Annotated in this window: 19 protein-coding genes; 17 read left to right on the top strand and 2 right to left on the bottom strand. The window is 67.6% G+C overall.

Annotated elements, in window-relative coordinates; translation table 11 throughout:
* The first annotated feature begins 25 nt into the window (after positions 1-25).
* The 3 genes from KHB019_RS07380 to KHB019_RS07390 are packed head-to-tail and all read left to right on the top strand — an operon-like array spanning position 26 to position 3,134.
* On the top strand, positions 26-1,003 hold the full coding sequence (locus KHB019_RS07380; protein WP_337458526.1) for an NAD(P)H-dependent flavin oxidoreductase: 978 nt from the start codon (positions 26-28) through the stop codon (positions 1,001-1,003).
* A gap of 44 nt (positions 1,004-1,047) precedes the next feature.
* Positions 1,048-2,391, top strand: a complete 1,344-nt coding sequence (gene hisD, locus KHB019_RS07385) for a histidinol dehydrogenase (RefSeq protein ID WP_337458527.1) — start codon at positions 1,048-1,050, stop codon at positions 2,389-2,391.
* Complete coding sequence (locus tag KHB019_RS07390) at positions 2,388-3,134, top strand: SDR family NAD(P)-dependent oxidoreductase (protein ID WP_337458528.1); 747 nt, start codon at positions 2,388-2,390, stop codon at positions 3,132-3,134. The genes hisD and KHB019_RS07390 overlap by 4 nt, the downstream gene beginning before the upstream one ends.
* 69 nt (positions 3,135-3,203) lie before the next feature.
* Here the strand turns inward: KHB019_RS07390 and KHB019_RS07395 are convergent, their stop codons facing one another.
* Positions 3,204-3,521, bottom strand: a complete 318-nt coding sequence (locus KHB019_RS07395; protein WP_337458529.1) for an ArsR/SmtB family transcription factor — start codon at positions 3,519-3,521, stop codon at positions 3,204-3,206.
* A gap of 279 nt (positions 3,522-3,800) precedes the next feature.
* Between KHB019_RS07395 and KHB019_RS07400 the strand changes: the two genes are divergently transcribed.
* From KHB019_RS07400 to KHB019_RS07465, 14 genes are all read left to right on the top strand, one after another.
* Complete coding sequence (locus KHB019_RS07400; protein ID WP_337458530.1) at positions 3,801-4,535, top strand: hypothetical protein; 735 nt, start codon at positions 3,801-3,803, stop codon at positions 4,533-4,535.
* Entirely contained in the window at positions 4,535-5,155 is a 621-nt protein-coding gene (locus tag KHB019_RS07405; protein ID WP_337458531.1) for a M23 family metallopeptidase, read from the top strand. The genes KHB019_RS07400 and KHB019_RS07405 overlap by 1 nt, the downstream gene beginning before the upstream one ends.
* A gap of 33 nt (positions 5,156-5,188) precedes the next feature.
* Positions 5,189-5,476, top strand: a complete 288-nt coding sequence (locus KHB019_RS07410) for a hypothetical protein (RefSeq protein ID WP_337458532.1) — start codon at positions 5,189-5,191, stop codon at positions 5,474-5,476.
* A complete protein-coding gene (locus KHB019_RS07415) occupies positions 5,476-6,939 on the top strand; it encodes a hypothetical protein (RefSeq protein ID WP_337458533.1) in 1,464 nt (487 codons plus the stop codon). Before KHB019_RS07410 ends, KHB019_RS07415 begins: the two co-directional genes overlap by 1 nt.
* Positions 6,936-8,429, top strand: a complete 1,494-nt coding sequence (locus KHB019_RS07420) for an SCO6880 family protein (protein ID WP_337458534.1) — start codon at positions 6,936-6,938, stop codon at positions 8,427-8,429. The genes KHB019_RS07415 and KHB019_RS07420 overlap by 4 nt, the downstream gene beginning before the upstream one ends.
* Complete coding sequence (locus KHB019_RS07425; protein ID WP_337458535.1) at positions 8,429-10,054, top strand: hypothetical protein; 1,626 nt, start codon at positions 8,429-8,431, stop codon at positions 10,052-10,054. Before KHB019_RS07420 ends, KHB019_RS07425 begins: the two co-directional genes overlap by 1 nt.
* A complete protein-coding gene (locus KHB019_RS07430; protein WP_337458536.1) occupies positions 10,051-11,355 on the top strand; it encodes a MinD/ParA family ATP-binding protein in 1,305 nt (434 codons plus the stop codon). The genes KHB019_RS07425 and KHB019_RS07430 overlap by 4 nt, the downstream gene beginning before the upstream one ends.
* 14 nt (positions 11,356-11,369) lie before the next feature.
* Positions 11,370-13,220, top strand: a complete 1,851-nt coding sequence (locus tag KHB019_RS07435; protein WP_337458537.1) for a type IV secretory system conjugative DNA transfer family protein — start codon at positions 11,370-11,372, stop codon at positions 13,218-13,220.
* On the top strand, positions 13,217-13,606 hold the full coding sequence (locus KHB019_RS07440) for an HNH endonuclease signature motif containing protein (protein ID WP_337458538.1): 390 nt from the start codon (positions 13,217-13,219) through the stop codon (positions 13,604-13,606). Before KHB019_RS07435 ends, KHB019_RS07440 begins: the two co-directional genes overlap by 4 nt.
* A complete protein-coding gene (locus KHB019_RS07445) occupies positions 13,603-14,082 on the top strand; it encodes a hypothetical protein (protein ID WP_337458539.1) in 480 nt (159 codons plus the stop codon). Before KHB019_RS07440 ends, KHB019_RS07445 begins: the two co-directional genes overlap by 4 nt.
* A 38-nt stretch (positions 14,083-14,120) precedes the next feature.
* A complete protein-coding gene (locus tag KHB019_RS07450; RefSeq protein WP_337458540.1) occupies positions 14,121-14,567 on the top strand; it encodes a single-stranded DNA-binding protein in 447 nt (148 codons plus the stop codon).
* Positions 14,568-14,741: 174 nt separating this feature from the next.
* Positions 14,742-15,842 carry an ATP-binding protein gene (locus KHB019_RS07455; protein WP_337458541.1) on the top strand — a complete coding sequence of 367 codons (1,101 nt, stop codon included), beginning with the start codon at positions 14,742-14,744 and terminating at the stop codon, positions 15,840-15,842.
* 84 nt (positions 15,843-15,926) lie between these two features.
* On the top strand, positions 15,927-16,187 hold the full coding sequence (locus KHB019_RS07460; protein WP_337458542.1) for a hypothetical protein: 261 nt from the start codon (positions 15,927-15,929) through the stop codon (positions 16,185-16,187).
* A 196-nt stretch (positions 16,188-16,383) separates the two neighbouring features.
* Positions 16,384-16,737, top strand: a complete 354-nt coding sequence (locus tag KHB019_RS07465) for a hypothetical protein (protein ID WP_337458543.1) — start codon at positions 16,384-16,386, stop codon at positions 16,735-16,737.
* On the opposite strand, the gene KHB019_RS07470 is transcribed toward KHB019_RS07465, so the two are convergent.
* Positions 16,714-17,973 (bottom strand): hypothetical protein, encoded by a 1,260-nt coding sequence (locus KHB019_RS07470; protein ID WP_337458544.1) that lies wholly within the window; start codon positions 17,971-17,973, stop codon positions 16,714-16,716. The two genes, KHB019_RS07465 and KHB019_RS07470, sit on opposite strands and share 24 nt — an antisense overlap.

The following is a 17,973-nucleotide window of genomic DNA, read 5'->3' on the forward strand; positions in this document are numbered from 1 at the left end:
GCGCGCCGAGGGAAGGGGATCGACGTTGAGAACCCGTATCACTGAGCTGCTGGGCATCGAGCATCCGATCGTCTGCGGCGGGATGATGGGCGTGGGTACCGCTCCGCTCATCGCTGCGGTCGCCGAGGCCGGAGCACTCGGCTTCCTGTCGGCGCTCACGCAGCCGGACCCGGAGGCCCTCGATGCGGAGATACGACGCACGCGCGACCTGACCGACAAGCCCTTCGGCGTCAATCTCACACTGCTGCCGACGATCCGCCCCGTGCCCTACGCGGAGTACCGCGACGTAATCATCGCCAACGGGATCCCGGTCGTCGAGACCGCCGGCTCGAGTCCGGCGGAGCACCTGCCCGCGCTTCGGGACGCCGGCATCCTCGTCGTCCACAAGGTCGTCGCGGTGCGTCATGCGATCACGGCGGAGAGACTCGGCGTGGACGCGCTCAGCGTCGACGGATTCGAGTGCGCGGGGCACCCAGGCGAAGAGGACATCCCCGGACTTGTCCTCGTGCCGGCGGTCGCGCGCCAGGTGGATCTCCCGTTGATCGCGTCGGGCGGATTCGCGACCGGCGGCGGGCTCGTGGCTGCTCTGGCCCTGGGCGCGGACGCCGTCAACATGGGGACCCGTTTCGTCGCCAGCGCCGAGGCAGCAGTGCATGAGAACGTCAAGGAGCAGATCGTCGCCAACACCGAGCGCGACACCCGGCTTGTATTCCGCAAGTTCCGCAACACCGCGCGCGTTGCACGCAACGCGATATCGGAACGCATTCTCGAAATCGAGGCGGAGGACGGCTCGACGTTCGACGACATCGCCGCGCTCGCCTCCGGCGCACGCGGACGCGAACGCGTCCTGCGGGACGGACACATCGACGACGGCATCTGGTGGGCCGGGCAAGCCCAGGGACTCATCGACCGGACACTCACCTGCGCGCAGATAGTCGAGAGCATCGTCGAAGACGCCGAAGCACTCATCGATGGACGACTCTCCGCGCTCACCCGCTTCTGACAGAGCCCGCGCCCGGCAAACCGCACCCGAGAGAAGGAGACCCCATGCCCACGCCCGACCGATTCCCGACCGGGACCGTTCACGTCAAGTCGACGGACACCCTGACGGCACCCGGCGCCGATCCGCGGGTTCGCGACATCGTCGCGGACGTGATCGCCGACATCCGCGAGAACGGCGACGACGCCGTTCGCCGGTATTCGGAGCGCTTCGACGCCTGGACTCCAGACGCCTTCCTCCTCACGCCCGACCAGATCGCCCAGGCGATCTCCCGGGTTACGGAGCAGACGCTCGCCGACATCGACTTCGTGCAGGACCAGGTCCGCACGATGGCCCAGCGACAGCGGGAGTCGCTGCAGGACTTCGAGATCGAGACGTTTCCCGGTGTGCGCCTCGGGCAGAAGAACATCCCCATCTCCTCGAGCGGGGCATACGTGCCCGGCGGACGATACCCGCTCCTCGCCTCCGCGCACATGACTATCGTCACAGCCAAGATCGCGGGCGTCGATCGGGTGAGCGCCGCCACCCCGCCGATCGACGGCACGCTTCCCGATGCGACGATCGCCGCGATGCACCGGGCGGGAGCCGACGAGATCCGCATCCTCGGGGGCGTGCAGGCGGTCGCCGCGCTCGCGCTCGGGACGGAGAGCATCGAGCGGGTGGACCTCATCGCCGGTCCGGGCAACGCCTTCGTCGCCGAAGCGAAGCGTCAGCTGTACGGCGAGGTGGGCATCGATCTCTTCGCCGGTCCGACCGAGGTCCTCATCGTGGCGGACGAGTGGGCCGATCCGCTCACGATCGCCGTGGACCTCCTTTCCCAGGCGGAGCACGGCCCGGACTCCCCCGCGGTGCTCATCACCACCTCCGAATCAGTGGCACGGCGCGTACTCGATCTGGTCGCCGAGCTCCTCCCGGGAATGCCGACGAAGGACTTCGCGGGCAGGGCGTGGGCGGACCACGGCGAAGTGCATGTCGTCCCCACTCTGGCCGCGGCGTACACGCTCGCTGACCGGTACGCGTTCGAGCACGTGCAGGTCCTCACCCGCGAGCCGCGGGAGGCGCTCACGACGATGCAGCACTACGGCGCACTGTTCCTCGGCGAGGGCACGTGCGTTTCGTACGGCGACAAGACGATCGGGACGAATCACGTTCTGCCCACTCGCGGGGCCGCACGGTACACGGGCGGGCTCTGGGTCGGGAAGTACCTGCGGACGGTGACTTACCAGGAAGTGTCAGATGGGGCGTCGAGTACGCTCCTGGGCGAGGTGACCGGCCGCGCCGCACGCGCCGAGCGCTTCGAGGGCCACGCGCGCAGCGGCGACCTGCGTGCCGCGCGCTTCGGAGGCAGGCAGCACGAGTGGATCCCGCAGGACGCGCTGGTCGAGCCGTGACGGACTTCCGCCTCGACGGCCGCACCGCGTTGGTCACCGGCGCCGGTCGCGGGCTCGGCGAAGCAATCGGCGACACTTTGCTCGCGCTCGGAGCGACGGTGATCGGGACCTCGCGCACCCGCGCCGGCGCCGAACGCATCGCCGAGCGGTTCGACACACCGCCCCTCGTGCTCGATGTCGACGACACGGAGGCGGCGAGCGCCGCCATCGAGAGCCTGATCGACAGAGGGACGCTGCCCGACCTGCTCGTGAACAATGCCGGCATGAACGCGCCTCAACCCGCCCTCGACGTTGATCGGGAATCGTGGGATCGCGTCTACAGCTCGAACGTGCGCGGGGCGTTCTTCCTCACCCAGGCCCTCGCCCGCCACTGGATCCGGCTTGGGATCAAGGGCTCCGTCGTCATGATCGGGTCCCAAGCGGGCCGGGTCGCGATCGCGGATCGTGCCGTGTACGGCTCGAGCAAGGCTGCGATCGAGCAGCTCACCAGAAATCTTGCCTTCGAATGGGCCGGTTTCGGCATCCGGGTAAACGCCGTCGCGCCCACGTTCGTATACACCGAATTGACCCGGTCGACACTAGATGATCCCGTCCGGAGCCGAGCACTGCTCGCGGACATGCCCATCGGCAGGTTCGGGGAGGCTTCCGAGATCGCCGGTCCCGTCGCCTTCCTGCTGGGGCCGGCGGCATCCCTCATCACCGGGCACACCCTGGTGATCGACGGCGGATTCACCATCCACTGACGCGAGTTTCGACAACGCACGGCAATGGCGCCGCTCTCAATCGACGGGAAAAACTGACATCCGCTCCGTCTAGATTTCCCCGATCTCCTGCCCCAACCTCAGGTACAACTCCGTCACCATCTCGTCGTTCACGCGGTAGACGACCCACTCCCCGCGCTTGCGCTCCGCCTTGGGCGGGTCCGCGATCAGCAGCCCGGCCGCCTCGAGCTCGCCGAGATACGGAACGATCGTTGAGGGGGCTACCTCCAACGCGTCCGCGACGGTCTTGCGTCCAACGTTAGGCGTGCGGCGCACTTGTCGGATGATCCCAGCCTTGACCATGTTCCCCAGGATGGCCAGAGGCCCTTCGGCTCCTTCGCCGTCTACCGGGCGCGCGTATTTGGGCATGGATCCATCATGGGCCGAGCTGGTCGATGAGTCGAGCAGAAACCGGATGGATTACCCGTTTACTTTGCAAGTGGATGGGTGTACCGTTCACATCATGTTGAGGCCGACGCAGTCGAACTCCTCCCGTTTCGGGGGTTACGAATGCGCCTTGTCCCCCAAACGGCCTACAGACACCCGCAAGCGAATGGGAGTAGCGTCCAGTTCGTCACTGCGGCTCTCGCCGGTTCAGTGCACCACCGGCCGCGCCGCCGTCCTGAAGCTTCGGGAGGGCTGACCATCATGGCCAGTGAGCGCAAGAACCAACGGGGTCTGATGTGGGCCCTGATCGGCGGAGCGATCCTGCTCGCCGGCCTCATTGCGATCTTCGTCAACGCCGCGCTCAATCAGCCGGACGTCACCCCGACGACTCCCCCGGCATCCACGCCGGCATCCCCGCCGCCGACCACACCGCCCGCGCCGGATGGTAATGTCGTCGACCCGAGCGCCCAGGATCGGGGGTGGGTTCCTGAGCCGATCACGACGGATCCCGACCTCTACATCCGTCGCGCGCTGGAAGCGGCATCCACCTTCGATACGCAGCTCGGCGAGCGTGACGAGTGGCTCACCTACCTCGACACCTGGTTCACCCCGGACACGCGCTACACCTCTGAGACCGACCGAACCGAGGTCATGGAGGGATCGCAGCTCGAGCTCCGCCAGTCCGTCGTGCTTCCCGAAGCCGAATGGGACTCGCTCGCCCAGGAGGACGGCCGAGTGACGGCATCCGTCACCGGTGACATCGACTACGTCGATGTGCCCGAGGACCCGAGCGGCGACATGCGGATCGGCACCGCGGATGTCACGCTGACCTTCACGCGCACATCGGACGACGGCGCCGAGAGCAGTTATGAGGAGATGGTGCGCGTCAGCGTGCAGGTGTTGTGCGGTGCGGGTTCCGTCCCGACCCCTGATTCGTCGCAGCCGGCTGGCGACTGCAAGGTCGTCCGCTACTTCCCGGAGCCCATGGAGCCCTGATGGGTGTCCCCGCCTTCGTCGTCACGGCCCTCGCCCGCTCGAGGACCGCACGTCGGATAGTGATCATGCTGCTCGCCGGCGTGACCATCCTCATCCTCGTCGCTCTCGCCCCGCTCGCGATCATCCCCATGGCTCTCGCCGGCACTTCCCTGGCAGCACCCGCGGCGGCCGCCGGCGACGACCCGACTCCCGCCGCGCGCGGCGATTGGGGATACCCGCTCGCCGGAGACTACTTCAAGGGTCGCGGCTTCGGATACAACCCCGTAGGCGGATGCTCATACTGCTCCACCGACCACCAGGGATACGACATGTCCCAAGGCTGCGGAAGCAGCATCCACGCCGCCGGTTCCGGAACGGTCATCACGGCCGGATCCTTCTCCGGGTGGGGAAACACCGTCCGCATCGACCACGGGGGCGGCCTCGTGACCCTGTACGGGCACATGCAGTGGGGGTCGCTGCGCGTCTCCGTCGGCGACGCCGTCACGGCTGGCACCCCTGTCGGGGCCGAGGGGAACACGGGCAGGTCCTTCGGCTGCCATCTGCACTACGAAGTCCAGCGCGCCGGCGTCGCCATCGACCCGGAGCCTTTCATGGCAGCACTCGACCTGCCTCTGAAGTGAGACCGAAGAAGTGAGACCGAAAGAGAGAGCATCGTGAACCTGCCATTCGACGTCGACGTCCCCGACATCAACCCAGATTTCTCGGCCCCTTTCTTCCAGGGCCTCCAAGTCATCGCCTCCTACGTGCTGGCCGGCGCGATGATCGTCGTCTTCATCATGCTGGTCGTCGCCGGCGCCGCACTTAGCTTCCGCGGCCTCGCCTCGGACCGGGTGCGAACCTGGGCGGGCGAGAACATCCTGTGGATCTTCATCGCCGCCGCCGTCCTGGGAGCGGCCAACGGGCTATTCGCCTGGTTCGTCAACTTCGACTTCGGGTTCTGATGTTCGGGCCACGCGCAGCCATCGCCGGAGTCCTCCTCGGGCTCCTTGCGGCGCTGTGCGTGCTCACCCCGGCTCACGCATCCAGCTCCGGTCCTGCCGGCACCGTCGTGGAGACGGCAGCGACTGCGCCGCTGACTCCCATCACCGGGCAGCCGTGGTCATCGCCCGCCTACCCCGTGCTGTGCAACCACGCTTCGGGCCAAGTCTCATGCACCCCGACGAAGGGGAGCGACGTCAAGCCCCAGCAGTGTTTCGTCAACGTCTTGATGAATGGGGCGCGTGTCACGGTATGCACCACGTATGAACAGCACGTTCCCACGATCGAAGGCGCAGGTGGTCGAGAACTCGTCATCGAGTACGGCTGCAGCGTCGGCGACGTCGTGTGCGTGACGTTCGAGAACGCCGGACGCGGCATGGCGATCGCGACCACCGCCGTGATGCTGCTGGTGGCCGCGAACATGCGGTTCGACACCTCCACGGTGCTGTGGACGGCCGCGGTCGGCGAATGGTCGTTCTGGCAGTGGGCGGTCCTCGCCGTCCTGTTCGGTGCGATGGTCTGGGCGATCGCCGCCGCCATCGTCTCCGGCAGCCGGGATGAGCTGGTCGAGGCGATCGTGCGCACGTTCATCGCCATCCCCGCCGTCCCCCTCACCCTCTGGGGCACCGGTCACCTGCTCAACGCGATCGACGACCTCACGTGGTACGTGATGAATCGCGACGGCCCGATCACCCTGTTCCAGAATCTGCAGAAGGTGATGTGGGCCGGCGGACAGGCGAACTACTTCTTCGCGTTCCTCATTCACGGACTCCTCCTGCTATCGATGCTGCTGCTCATGCTGGTCTTCGCGTTCCGGAACATCGCCCTCGCCGCCCTCATCGCCGTCGGCCCGGTGGCATGGATGCTGTTCCCGGTGCGCGGCGTCGGCCCGCATTGGGTCGTCCGTTACGTCTCCGCCGTTGTCGCGCTCCTCCTCGCGGGGCCATTGACGAACGGGTTCGTCGCGCTGATCATCAACGGGCTCGCGGATGTCGACACCATCTGGGATCCACAGTCCTGGCCGTTACTGGTGGGTCTAGTGCTCGCCGCGTTCGCCCCGCTGGCCGTGTTCAGCCTGTTCACCTTCATCGGCGCCTCCGCCACCGACAGCATCGGATCCGGCATCGGCCACACCGCGGGCCGGATGGCCAGCAGCGCGGCACGATCCGTCGGTCGGATGCCCTCACGCCTGGCCGGGATGCCGGCCGGCATCCCCGCCTTCGGAGCCTCCCGAGGCGTCGCGACCGCGGCAGCAAGACCGGGCAGACGCAACACGCACGCCCCGGCCGGTGCCGCCGCTCCCGCCCGAGGCCGGAACACCACCCCTGCCGCAAAACCGACGTCGACTGCGGCCGCCCCAACGCCGTCGCGTCCGGCGCCGCCCACACCCCCTGCACCTGTTACCCCGGGAAGGAAGTCGTCATGACCGCCACGTCGAGTGATGAACGTCCGGTTCGGCTTCCCGGCCGGTCCCGGCAGGGAATCGTCCTCGGAATGGATGGGTGGCAACTCGGATGCATCGCCGCCGCCGCGATCATCGTGCTGATCTTCACCAACCGGTTCGGCCCCGTCGGGCTCCTCTACGCAGCACCCCTCTACCTCACCCTCGGCATCACCGCCGTGATCACCATCCACGGACTGTCGGCACCGAAGATGGCCGGCCTGTGGGTCATGAAGCAGACCCGGCATGCGGCCGGTGCGACGAAGCAGTTGTTCCGCCCCGAGCACGTCCAGGTCGTCGGCACCCTCAACCTTCCCGGTGTACGGGCATCGGTGCAGCTGTGGGAGGTCGACGGGATCGCCTGCGTGTACGACCCGAGGAACCGCACCGTGTCGGTCACCGCGGAGCTCGAAGTCCAGGGATTCCTCATGCACGACGCCCCCGAACGGCTCGACCTTGCGCAGCAGTGGTCCCGCGTGCTGGCGTCATTCACCCAGCGTCCCGGGGTGAAGCGGATCACATTGCAGGAGCGGACGTTGCCGACGACAATCCGCGCCGCCCGGGAGCACTACGACACCATCACCGAGCATCGGGAGCTTGACCGCACGTCCCCGATCGCCGCGAACTACGAGCACGTCATGAACGGGTCCGAGCGGTTCGCGGTCGCGCACCGCAACTACCTCACCTTCACCCTCGACCTCATCACCCTGAACACCCAGGTGAAGGCCCTCGGCGGCGGACAGACCGGCGCTCAAGCGCTGGCGCTGATCGAAACCCGCACCCTCGCCGACGCCCTCGCCAATGCGAAGATCAACGCCCGCACCTGGCTGTCGCCGCGGGAGATCGCCGCTCTTGCCCGGATCGCGTTCGACCCCGAGTTCGCGCCCAACATCCAGAACCGCACGGACGAGCACACCGGGGTGGATCCGCTCGCCATCGGCCCCATGTATCTCGAAGAGCCGCGCGGATCGAACCGCCTCGTCCGCACCGACTCCGGCGTGCACACGACCATGTGGATCCACGAATGGCCGCGCTCCGATGCGCACGTGGGGTTCATCGCCCCGCTGGTGTTCGCCCGGCATCCGCACACCGGCGACGCCGTCACCCACATCCTGTCCCTCGTCCTCACCCCGGTGCCGCTGAAGCGGGCCCTCAAACGCGTGCGGGATGAGAAGAAGGTGTGGCGAGGCAACGAGAAGCTCCGCGCCAAACGCGGCACCGACGGGAACGCCGCCGATGACGCCGACTGGCTCGCCCTCGAGAAGGAGGAGCAGGAGCTCGTCGCCGGTCACGGCGAGTTCCGATACGGCGGCTACCTCACCGTCACCGCCCCCGATGAGGAGCAGCTCGACCAGGCTCTCGCGGGGATGCGGAACGCGCTCGCGCAAGCCGAGATGGAAGCACAGATCCTCTACTGCCAGCAGGCCGAAGCGCTCATGGTCAACGCACTCCCGATCGGGCTGGGGATGAAGTGATGACCCGGCGCACGTTCAGCTTCGAACCCGACGGTCTCCCCCGCCGGGAACGACGTCGCCGCCGCCGCGAACAGCACCACCAGGACCGTGCCGCAGCCGCCCCTCGGACGTCACGACGTGAGCGAGGACTCCCGGAGGCGGCCGTGCCCGGACCGTTCGGACCGGGGTTGACACAGGGCGGGTATTGGAATCTCGCGCCGGTGCATGTTCCGCCTCACCAGGCGACCTCGCAGCACATCGCCGGGATCTACCCGTTCGTCGCCGACGCCGGCCTCGGACACCGCGGCCCCATCGTCGGTGTCGATCTCAACGCCGACGCCCTATGGCACTTCTCCCCCTGGGAGACCTATGCGGACAGCACCGATCGCGGTTCGTTCTCCACCAACGTCCTCGTCCTCGGCGCATACCGGGCCGGGAAGAGCGCCGTCATCAAGACCCTCGTCACCCGGTCCATGGCGTTCGGGCATCAGACTGTCGTCCCGTCCGACCCGAAAGGCGAATGGGTCGCGGTCGCCGAAGCCATCCCCGGCGGGAACGTCATCCGCCTCGGCGGCGCGTACGACACGAGGCTCAACCCGCTGGACCGCGGACCCAGGCGCACGGGGGTGACGAATGAGCAGCACGAGCAGATGGTCAAGCAGCGCCGCATCACCGTCCTCACCTCCCTCGTCGGGGCCGCCCTCCCCGGCTCCCACCTCACCGCCGTCGAACACGCCGCGCTCCTCGAAGCCCTCGAGCGGTGCATCCGCACCACCGACGACCACCCCACCCTCCGCGGCGTCCACGCGGAGCTCACCGGGCTCACGCGGGAGGTCGAGGAGGATCGGCATCTCGCGCAGGGTGCGATCCAGCCCAGCTTCGTCCTCCGCCGGTTCGTCAGCGGCGACCTGTCCGGGCTGTTCGAAGACGAATCGACCGTCAGTTTCGACGACGCAGCCCCCATCGTGGTCGTCGACACGTCCGAGCTGTTCGCGCGCGGGGATCTCGTGGCGCAGCTATCGCAGATCTGCACCACCGCGTGGAATCAGGCGGTGATCTCCGACCGGGGCGCGCACCGCACCCGGTATGTGATCCGTGAAGAGGGCTGGCGCGATATGACTTCGCTCGCCTCTTTGCAGATGTATCAGCAGTGGTTGAAACTGTCCCGCCACTACGGGATCAGCAACATCGTCATCCTGCACAAGATGGGCGATCTGGATGCCGTCGGCGAAGCCGATTCCCAGGAGCGGAACCTCGCGTACTCGATCGCCGGGGACATCGAGAACAAGTTCATCTTCCGCATCAACCAGCAAGAAGGTGCGAGTATCCACCTGCGTCTCGCGATCCCATCCGCCCACGTGACCATGGCCCGGCAGCTTCGCAAGGGCGAGTTCCTCGCGTACGTCGGCCAGTTCTCCTACCTGGTCGACGCGTTCGCGACCTCGACCCCGTGGGAGTACGACCTGTTCAAGACCGACGACGCGATGGAACTCGACAGCCGGTACGACGACGAGTTCCGCACCCTCGACGGCCCCGTTCTCGAATCGCTCTGGCCGGGAGATTCAACATACGGCGACACATCCGCCGGCCCATCAGGCGGCGACGCATCCGTTGATGGATGGCTGACCCCGAAGGAACTGCAATGACCACCGACACGACACCCCGCGCATACGCCACAGTCACCGGCCCCCATGCAACATTCGTCGGCCCGGACGGGCAGCCCGAGCCGATCAGCGCAACCGGAGACGAAGATATCCGCCGTGTTGTGGTGCGGCGGGCGACCGACCATGCTCGCCGCACCGGCACTGCCCTCGAGCTCGTGACCTCCGGAGACCGTGGGGAACACCGGCTCCTGATCAGCCCCACCGGCGAGATCACCACCGCCCCCACGGATACAACCGAGCCTCGCCACGCTCCCTCATCCGACGTGACGGTGGCTGCTCCGCACGAAGCGGAGCCTCCCGATGACCTCTTCACCCCGGACGCCGATACCGATCCCCAAGACGACGGCAGCGTCGAGGATACCGAGCCCGCTTCACGTCACTCGTTCATCACCGCCAACGAGAGCCACGCTGCGGACAGTGGATGGCGTCGCCTGGTCGCCCGTGCCGGCATCCGTTTCCCCGAGACCGAGGCGCAAGGTGCGAGGCGTGAGGCGGTCGCTCTGGTGTCGCGACACTGGGCCGGGTATCGGAACATCGCTGTCGCGAACGGGAAGGGCGGAGTTGGGAAGACGATGACCTCGGCGATGCTCGCCGCAGTGTTCGCCCGCCACGGGGGCGGGAACGTCCTCGCCTGGGACAACAACGACACCCGCGGCACCCTCGGCTGGCGCACCGAACAAGGCCTCTACGACACCACCATCCGCGACCTCCTCCCCGCAGCCGAAGACCTCCTCGCCGCGACCGCCTCGGTGTCGGACATTTCCCGGTTCGTGCACCACCAGTCCGCGGACCGGTACGACGTGCTCCGCTCCAACCCCGAGCTGCTGGCCACCCACCAGCGGATCGAGCACGGCGAATTCGACCTGCTCATGCAGGTCGCGATGCACTACTACCGGATCATTATTTTCGACTCCGGCAACGACGAATCCGCCGACCGGTGGCTGCGCATGATCGACTCCTCCCACCAACTCGTCATCCCCACCCTCCCATCCCCCGAATCCGCCGAATCCGCCTCCCTCCTCCTCGAAGCCCTGAGGCAACGCGACCGGCACTCCGCAGCCCTCGCCACGAACGCCGTCGTCATCGTCACCCAACCCGAGGCCGGATCCCGCCGTGACATCGACACGATCGCCGCCGGGTTCACCGACCAGGTCCGGGTCGTCGAGACAGTGCCCTTCGATCCGGCACTCAAGTCCGGCCCGCTCCGGTTCGATGCCCTCCGCCGCACCACACAGGACGCGTGGATCCGCGTCGCCGCCGCCATCGCCGCAGGCCTCAGCTAGGGGAGGAACGGGTCATGAACAACAGCTGGTTCGGTAAGGCTCTCGCCGTCCTCGTCGCGGCCACGTTTCTGCTGAGCCTCGCATTCACCTTCATCGCCGAATCCATCACCGCGGTCATCTGCGGCGCACGCCCGCAAGCGACCAGTCTGTTCTCCGGGCTCATCCTCGCCATCACCGGCGACCCCACCCAGTACCAGGTCCACGGGACATGCGCGCTGCCCGTGTGGCAGATCCGCATCGCCGACCTCGTCGCCGTGCTGCTCCTGGTCGCACTCGCTGTCGCGGTGTTTGCCCTCTACCGCCGGTATCGGGAATCGGATCGTGCGTTCATCACCGACCTGCGCACCCGGCCGGGGTTCGCGGCGGCGTCCGAGATCCGTCAGCATCTGTCCGCCAAGGCGGTGCTGCGCCGCGCCAAGCAGCTGCGCCCCGACCTGCAGCATCCAAAGCCCACCGACGTGGGGTGGCGGATCGGGCGTTCCCGCGGCCGAGACGTGTATGTGTCGATCGAGGACTCCGTGGCGCTGGAAGGCCCGCCCCGGTCCGGTAAGGGGTATCGGGTGCTGATCTCCGCGATCCTCGACTGGTCCGGTCCCCTGATCACGACGTCGACGACGAACGACAACCTCACCGCGACCATGCACATGCGCCAGCACCGCGGGCAAACGCACGTCTTCGACCCGCAAGGACTCTCCGGGATCCGCAACCCGCTCCGTGTCAGCCCTCTCGCCGGGTGCGAAGACCCCCTCATCGCGATGCAGCGCGGCACCGCGATCATCACCGGCACCGCGCTGGGGGCGTCGACCGCGAACGGGGAGTGGGCGCAAGCATCTGGTGTCGTCCTCGGGCGGCTCCTCCACGCCGCGGCCGTGGGAGATCGCACCATCGCAGACATCTACGATTGGGGCTCCAGTCCGGCCCTGGCCCGTACCGCGGTCGATGTGCTCCGCTCCGACGGGGCACCCGGATGGGGCGACAACCTCGAGGCGACGATCAGCGGGGACGAGAAGATCGTCTCCTCGATCTGGTTCGGCGTCCAAGGCGCCGTCGCACCGCTCGCCGTCCCGCAGATCCGCGCCGCCCTCATGCCCAGCCGCGGTGACCCAGTGTTTGACCCGAACGAGTTCCTCGACGCCGCCAATACCCTGTACCTGATCGGCTCCTCGTCCGGGGCATCCGCGATGGGCGGGTTCCTCGGCGCTCTGCTCGACGACATTGTCGAAGTCGCCCGCAACCGCGCTCTCGCCTCCCCCGGCTCCCGCCTCGCGCACCCGCTCGGGCTGATCCTCGACGAGATCGCGAACATGTTCCGCTGGGGCGCCCTGCCCCGCGTGATGGCCGACGGCGGCGGCCGCGGCATCTGCACGTTCGTCGTCCTCCAGGCCCTCTCCCAAGCGGAAACCGCGTGGTCGCGGGCCGAAGCCGACACCATCTGGGCTGCTGCGACCGCGAAAGTCCTCCTCGGCGGGGCATCCCATGTCGCGCACCTGCGCGACGTCGAAGCGCTCCTCGGGACCCGCGACGCCCGGCGCACCGAGCGCTCCTGGAACAGCACCGAAGCCGGCCACCACACCAGTGAACGCCAAGACCGGCTGCCGCTGATGTCGGTCGATGAGATCCGGCGGATGCCGGAAACCCTGGGGCTGCTCGCCTACCGCAACCGGCGCGGCGTGCTCCTCGACCTCGCCGGCTGGGACGAACGGCGCGACGCCCGTCAGATCCAGCACGGCAAACGCAGCACCGAGCAAGAACAACGAGCCGTATTCGGCGCCGCCACGACCACGCCCCTCACACCGGAGCCCACCGCACCGGAGGCAGTCGTTCCCGAGCCGACCGAGTCCGCGGAGGCGGTGAGTGAGGAATGAGCAACCGGCGCCGCACCGGGCTGAAGAATCTGTACCGCGACGAGTTCCTCCGCTCACGGGCCTGGTTCGCGCGGCGGGAACGCTGGTTCCGCGCCCACACCCGCGCCGGTGATGTGCCTTGCGCCGCGTGCGGCGTTCGCGGCACGAGAGCGGATCTGGAGTTGCATCACCTGGACTACCGGGGTGTGCGGATCATCCGCGGGCAGTGGCAGGCCTGGGAAGACGACGGTGACCTCATCGCCCTGCACCCGTACTGCCACGACCTGCTGCACCGCCTCATCGACCGCGACATCATCCTCGCCACGCACCGCACCCGCCGGCAAGCATCCGCCCACGCCCTCCAGGTGTTGCAGGTGAAGCTGCGCCCCGTGAAGGACGCTTCATGAGCGAACTCGACCCGAACGATGTGGATGCGCTCCTTGCCCGGGAGCTCTCCGGCTTCGACCCCGCGAGCCGGTACGGCAACTCGTCCCCGATCGGCGGGCTCGTCACCAACTGGCGCGAACTCACAGGCGCTGAGGCCACCGAACGATGGACGGCGCTGCGGGACTGGGTGCAGTGGTGGACCACCCGCTACAACATCCCCGTCAGTGTCGTGCCGAACTGCTGGTGGCAGCACGGGAACATCGTCGAAGAACTCTCCGCCCTGCACACCGCGCACGTCGTCGCGTTCGATGCCAGCGACGCCGGATTCGGACCCATCGGCTGGCACGAACGCCTCGCCATCGCCGTGCCCCGCCTCTCGAGGGCGTATGGCGGGGGATGCAACAACGGGCACAAGCCTCCGAAGCCACGCTCCTGGGCAGGAGTAACGGACGAGCAGGAATGGACGGCGTGGACCAGCCAGGCCCACGCACAGTGAAGGATGCTCCGGCGTCCTCGAAGGAAAGGAAGAAGAATATGACTACCAAGATCCCGGTCACGCTGGAGGGCAACCTCACAGCCGACCCGGAGCACGGCACCGGCGAATCGGGCAACGAGTACGCCCGGTTCTCGCTCGCGGTCAACGACCGCCGCCTCAACGAGGACACCGGACGGTGGGAGGACGCCGGCACGGTCTTTCACCGCGTCGTCGTGTTCAGTCAGCAGGCCCGCCACGTGACCGACTCGCTCCACAAGGGTGACGCCGCGATCGTCGTCGGAGACCTCCGCTTCGGCACCTACACCGACAAGGACACCGGCCAGACCCGCGAGACCCGCGACGTCATCGCCGACAACGTCGGCGCGTCCCTGAAGTTCGCAGGCGCGGTCATCAACCGCGCCCCAAAAGCTAGCGGCCCCGTAGCAGACGCTTCGGGGCCGGTAGTGGAACCGGCCTCGTACGCCGGAACCGGAGTCACCCGCTGAACAATCACGAGCGGACGGGAGTCATCGTACTCCCGTCCGCTCAGACATGACATCCCGACCATTACGGCGCCCAGACCACTCCGAAAGATACACTAAGATTCACTAGACTCACCGGGATGCACTAGATACACCGAGATACACTGGGTACACGAGAATTCACCGGAGGATGGGGCGATGATCGAACAGGCACAGAATCCGTTCCGTCCCACCGCGGGTGCGGAACCTCCTCAGCTGATCGGCCGTGCCGGGGTGCTGGACGAGTTCGTCTACGGTCTGCGCATCCGTTCCGGGGCGCCTGGCCTGCTGACCATCTTCACCGGAGCCCGGGGCATCGGCAAGACCGTCATGCTGGGTGAGGCTGAGGATGCGGCCCGCGCGCAGGGCTGGGTTGTCGTCTCGGAGACCGCGACGCGCGGGTTCATGGGTCGGATCGGCGAGGCCATGCGCACCGCCGCCGAGGAACTCGGAGAGGGCCCCGCCGGGCGGAGGATCACGGGGATCGGCGCCGCCGGGTTCTCGATCACGACCGAGCTTCCCCCGGCCGAGCAAGCGGGATGGCGGCAGGTGGGCGAGAAGCTGCTGCGCCTGCTGGATGAGAAGAAGACCGGGCTGGTCATCACGCTGGATGAGATCCACGGCGCAGACCGGGACGAACTGGCCCAGCTGGCCGCATCCGTCCAACACTTCATCCGCGATGGCCTCCCGATCGCGCTGGTTTTCGCGGGCCTACCCGCTGCGGTCTCCGACCTGCTCAACGAAGGCGTGGCAACCTTCCTGCGCCGCGCCGACCGCATCGACTTGCACGCTGCTGCCATCGACGAGGTCGAATCTTCCTACCGTGAGACTTTCGCGGCGCTCGCACATCCGCTCGACCCTGACCTCATCCGCACGGCGGCGGTCTCGACCGGCGGCTACCCGTTCCTGATCCAGCTCGTCGGGTATCACCTCTGGCAACTGGCAGAAGCCAACGATGCCCCGCTGACGGCCGAAGACGTCGACCTTGCGATCGCCACGGCTCACCGCCGCAACACGCGCGTCGTGATCGATGCCGCGCTCTCCACCGCAACACGCAAAGACCTCGACTTCCTCCGCGCAATGGCCCAAGACGACGGCCCGGCGACGACCGCGGACATCGGCCGACGACTCGGCGATCGGAGCAACACCATCGGCAACTACCGTGCCAAGCTCATCGACGCGGGCCTCATCCAGCCAGCCGGGTACGGCCGACTGGACTTCGCCATCCCCGGCCTCCGCGAACACCTCCGCCACGGCTGACCCCGCAATGCCGCCTCGATCCCTCATGGCCAGCGCCGATCGTGGCTGGCCGCACCTGCCGACCCGACCAGTAGCGTGAGATTCATGTCCGCACCCGACGAGTGGATCGCCGCAACCGGTCCCCGCCCTGTGAGCTCCGATCCGAATGACACCGCGATCCCGGACGCGGTACTCGATGATCCTGCGCTCTCGCTCGCCGCAAAGGGTCTCTACGCGCTGGTTCTCATGAAACAGGGGCAACCCGTCGACCCCTACGACGACGCGTTCGAGGACGCCGCGGACATCCACACCGCGATCGACGAGCTCGTCGCGGCCGGCCTCGTGCTGCGCGTGCCCGGCCCCTGAGAGGAGTGGTCATGCAAGCTGACCTCTGGCGCCCCGCCCGCCACGGTCATACTGTGTCCAGATGGACGAGATTTTCGTGCAGCCGAAGTGCCCGGTGTGCGGGACGGTGCTGCGCAACGTGAAATCCGGCTACGTCTGTATACCCTGCAACGCCGCATATGTGAGCGATGTCGGCAGTCGGTGACACGCTCAACTCATGCGCGTCATCCAGCTGTCGTTGAAATCGTGGCTCGTGCTCAACGACAACGCGCGTCCCCAGTTCTTGATCGTGCGTGCGCCGATGGTCCACAAGCCCACCGGGGAGACGCACGTCGTGCATCGTGTGGAGCGGTGGAACCACATCCCCGAATCGCGGCATCTGCTGGTCGTCTGCGACGGCGAGATGGACGCGCGAAAATGGTGCGCCGCCGAACTGGAGATATCAGCGCGAGCCGCGGCGAATCGTCGGCCTGGCGTTGACCCGGCCACCGGGCTGAGGGGAGAGCAACTCGCCCGCTTTCACGCACTGAACGCGAATCAGCGACCGTCAGTTCAACCCTGGCCCCGATGACGGTGGTGATCCTGGCGGCTGGAAGGGCGCGGCCGGATCGACGTCGCGCCCGTAGCGGGCGAGGATCTCATCGACTCGTCCCAGCGCGGCCTCTTTCGCCGCGGCGAGCTTCGCGTTCACGATCGGGATCACTTCCTCCTCCACGCGCCTGCGCATCTCCGCATCAAGGTCATACGGTTCGAGGCCGCGCTGCACGCGCGCGGCCGAATCCATCATGATCTCGTCGCGCATCTCCGCGCGACGCCGGTAGAAATGGTGTTCAAAGATCTGTGGACGGGACGCGCGGACGTTCTCCACCCGCTGCTCGTGGACCTTCCGAAGCTGCTCCAGCTCCCGATCCCGCATCCGCCTCAACGCCGTCGCATACTGCTTCGTCGTGAACTCCACGGCATCCGATTCGGGATCACGACTGTCCACCGAACGCTGCAGGTAGACCGCGGCCGGAAGTTTCCCGTCGAGCAGTTGGACGCGGAGCGCTCTGACCTCCCGGGGAAGGTCCAACGCACTGCGCCGCTCATACTCGGTCGAGATGACCGCCAGCTCCTCGACCGACCGTTCCCGGGCGAAGTACTCATCAGCCGCGGCCTCGTTCGTCCGCCGGTCGGACGCGTAGACCCGCCGGACGGTGCGCGGCGGGAGGCCTGCTTTCTTCAGTCGGCTGCGCAACCGGGATGCTTGCCGGCCCCGTGCGCGCTGCGCCTCGAGGTTGCGCTCGTACCACTCGCGGTACGCGTCGGGGCGCTCACGCCGGTGCTCGGCGGCGATGAGGCGTTGGCGTTCGCGGATCGCCTCGGCGTTCGCGTCGCGGTACCGCTGCGCCGCCGCTGCTTGGCTCTGCCGTGCACGCTCCGGGTGGCGCTCCTTGTAGCGGCGCTGATACTCACGGACCTTGTCCGGATTCTCCTGACGGAACCGGCGGCTCCGCTCACGGGCAGCCTCTGGGTCCCGGTTGCGGACGTGCCGGGTGTACGTGTTGTGCTTCAGCCGTTGGGCATCACGTGTGCGCTTGCGTTCTCGCTGCGCCCGCTCGGCGGCACGAGTGCCCTCGGGGTCCGCCAGGCGTGCCGCCTTCCGCTCCCGCGCGATCCGCTCCTTGTTCGCATCCCGCCACGCGGCGATCCTCTCCCGATTCGCTTCGCGGTACTGTTTCCGTTTCCCAGACTCAGCCCGTCGCGCAGCCGATGAGGCGGCGTCCTGAGCCCGCTGCGGTTCGGTGTGCTCGTCTGCTGCAGACAT

It is taken from the genome of Microbacterium sp. KHB019, assembly GCF_037285405.1.
Classification (GTDB): Bacteria; Actinomycetota; Actinomycetes; order Actinomycetales; family Microbacteriaceae; genus Microbacterium.

What these genes read in the sequence shown, in the direction of transcription:
- KHB019_RS07420 (WP_337458534.1), top strand. Translation starts at nt 6,936, where the DNA reads ATGACCGCCACGTCGAGTGATGAACGTCCGGTTCGGCTTCCCGGCCGG.
- KHB019_RS07445 (WP_337458539.1), top strand. Translation starts at nt 13,603, where the DNA reads ATGAGCGAACTCGACCCGAACGATGTGGATGCGCTCCTTGCCCGGGAG.
- KHB019_RS07405 (WP_337458531.1), top strand. Translation starts at nt 4,535, where the DNA reads ATGGGTGTCCCCGCCTTCGTCGTCACGGCCCTCGCCCGCTCGAGGACC.
- KHB019_RS07455 (WP_337458541.1), top strand. Translation starts at nt 14,742, where the DNA reads ATGATCGAACAGGCACAGAATCCGTTCCGTCCCACCGCGGGTGCGGAA.
- hisD (WP_337458527.1), top strand. Translation starts at nt 1,048, where the DNA reads ATGCCCACGCCCGACCGATTCCCGACCGGGACCGTTCACGTCAAGTCG.
- KHB019_RS07395 (WP_337458529.1), bottom strand. Translation starts at nt 3,521, where the DNA reads ATGCCCAAATACGCGCGCCCGGTAGACGGCGAAGGAGCCGAAGGGCCT.
- KHB019_RS07460 (WP_337458542.1), top strand. Translation starts at nt 15,927, where the DNA reads ATGTCCGCACCCGACGAGTGGATCGCCGCAACCGGTCCCCGCCCTGTG.
- KHB019_RS07425 (WP_337458535.1), top strand. Translation starts at nt 8,429, where the DNA reads ATGACCCGGCGCACGTTCAGCTTCGAACCCGACGGTCTCCCCCGCCGG.
- KHB019_RS07440 (WP_337458538.1), top strand. Translation starts at nt 13,217, where the DNA reads ATGAGCAACCGGCGCCGCACCGGGCTGAAGAATCTGTACCGCGACGAG.
- KHB019_RS07400 (WP_337458530.1), top strand. Translation starts at nt 3,801, where the DNA reads ATGGCCAGTGAGCGCAAGAACCAACGGGGTCTGATGTGGGCCCTGATC.
- KHB019_RS07435 (WP_337458537.1), top strand. Translation starts at nt 11,370, where the DNA reads ATGAACAACAGCTGGTTCGGTAAGGCTCTCGCCGTCCTCGTCGCGGCC.
- KHB019_RS07470 (WP_337458544.1), bottom strand. Translation starts at nt 17,973, where the DNA reads ATGTCTGCAGCAGACGAGCACACCGAACCGCAGCGGGCTCAGGACGCC.
- KHB019_RS07450 (WP_337458540.1), top strand. Translation starts at nt 14,121, where the DNA reads ATGACTACCAAGATCCCGGTCACGCTGGAGGGCAACCTCACAGCCGAC.
- KHB019_RS07415 (WP_337458533.1), top strand. Translation starts at nt 5,476, where the DNA reads ATGTTCGGGCCACGCGCAGCCATCGCCGGAGTCCTCCTCGGGCTCCTT.
- KHB019_RS07430 (WP_337458536.1), top strand. Translation starts at nt 10,051, where the DNA reads ATGACCACCGACACGACACCCCGCGCATACGCCACAGTCACCGGCCCC.
- KHB019_RS07465 (WP_337458543.1), top strand. Translation starts at nt 16,384, where the DNA reads ATGCGCGTCATCCAGCTGTCGTTGAAATCGTGGCTCGTGCTCAACGAC.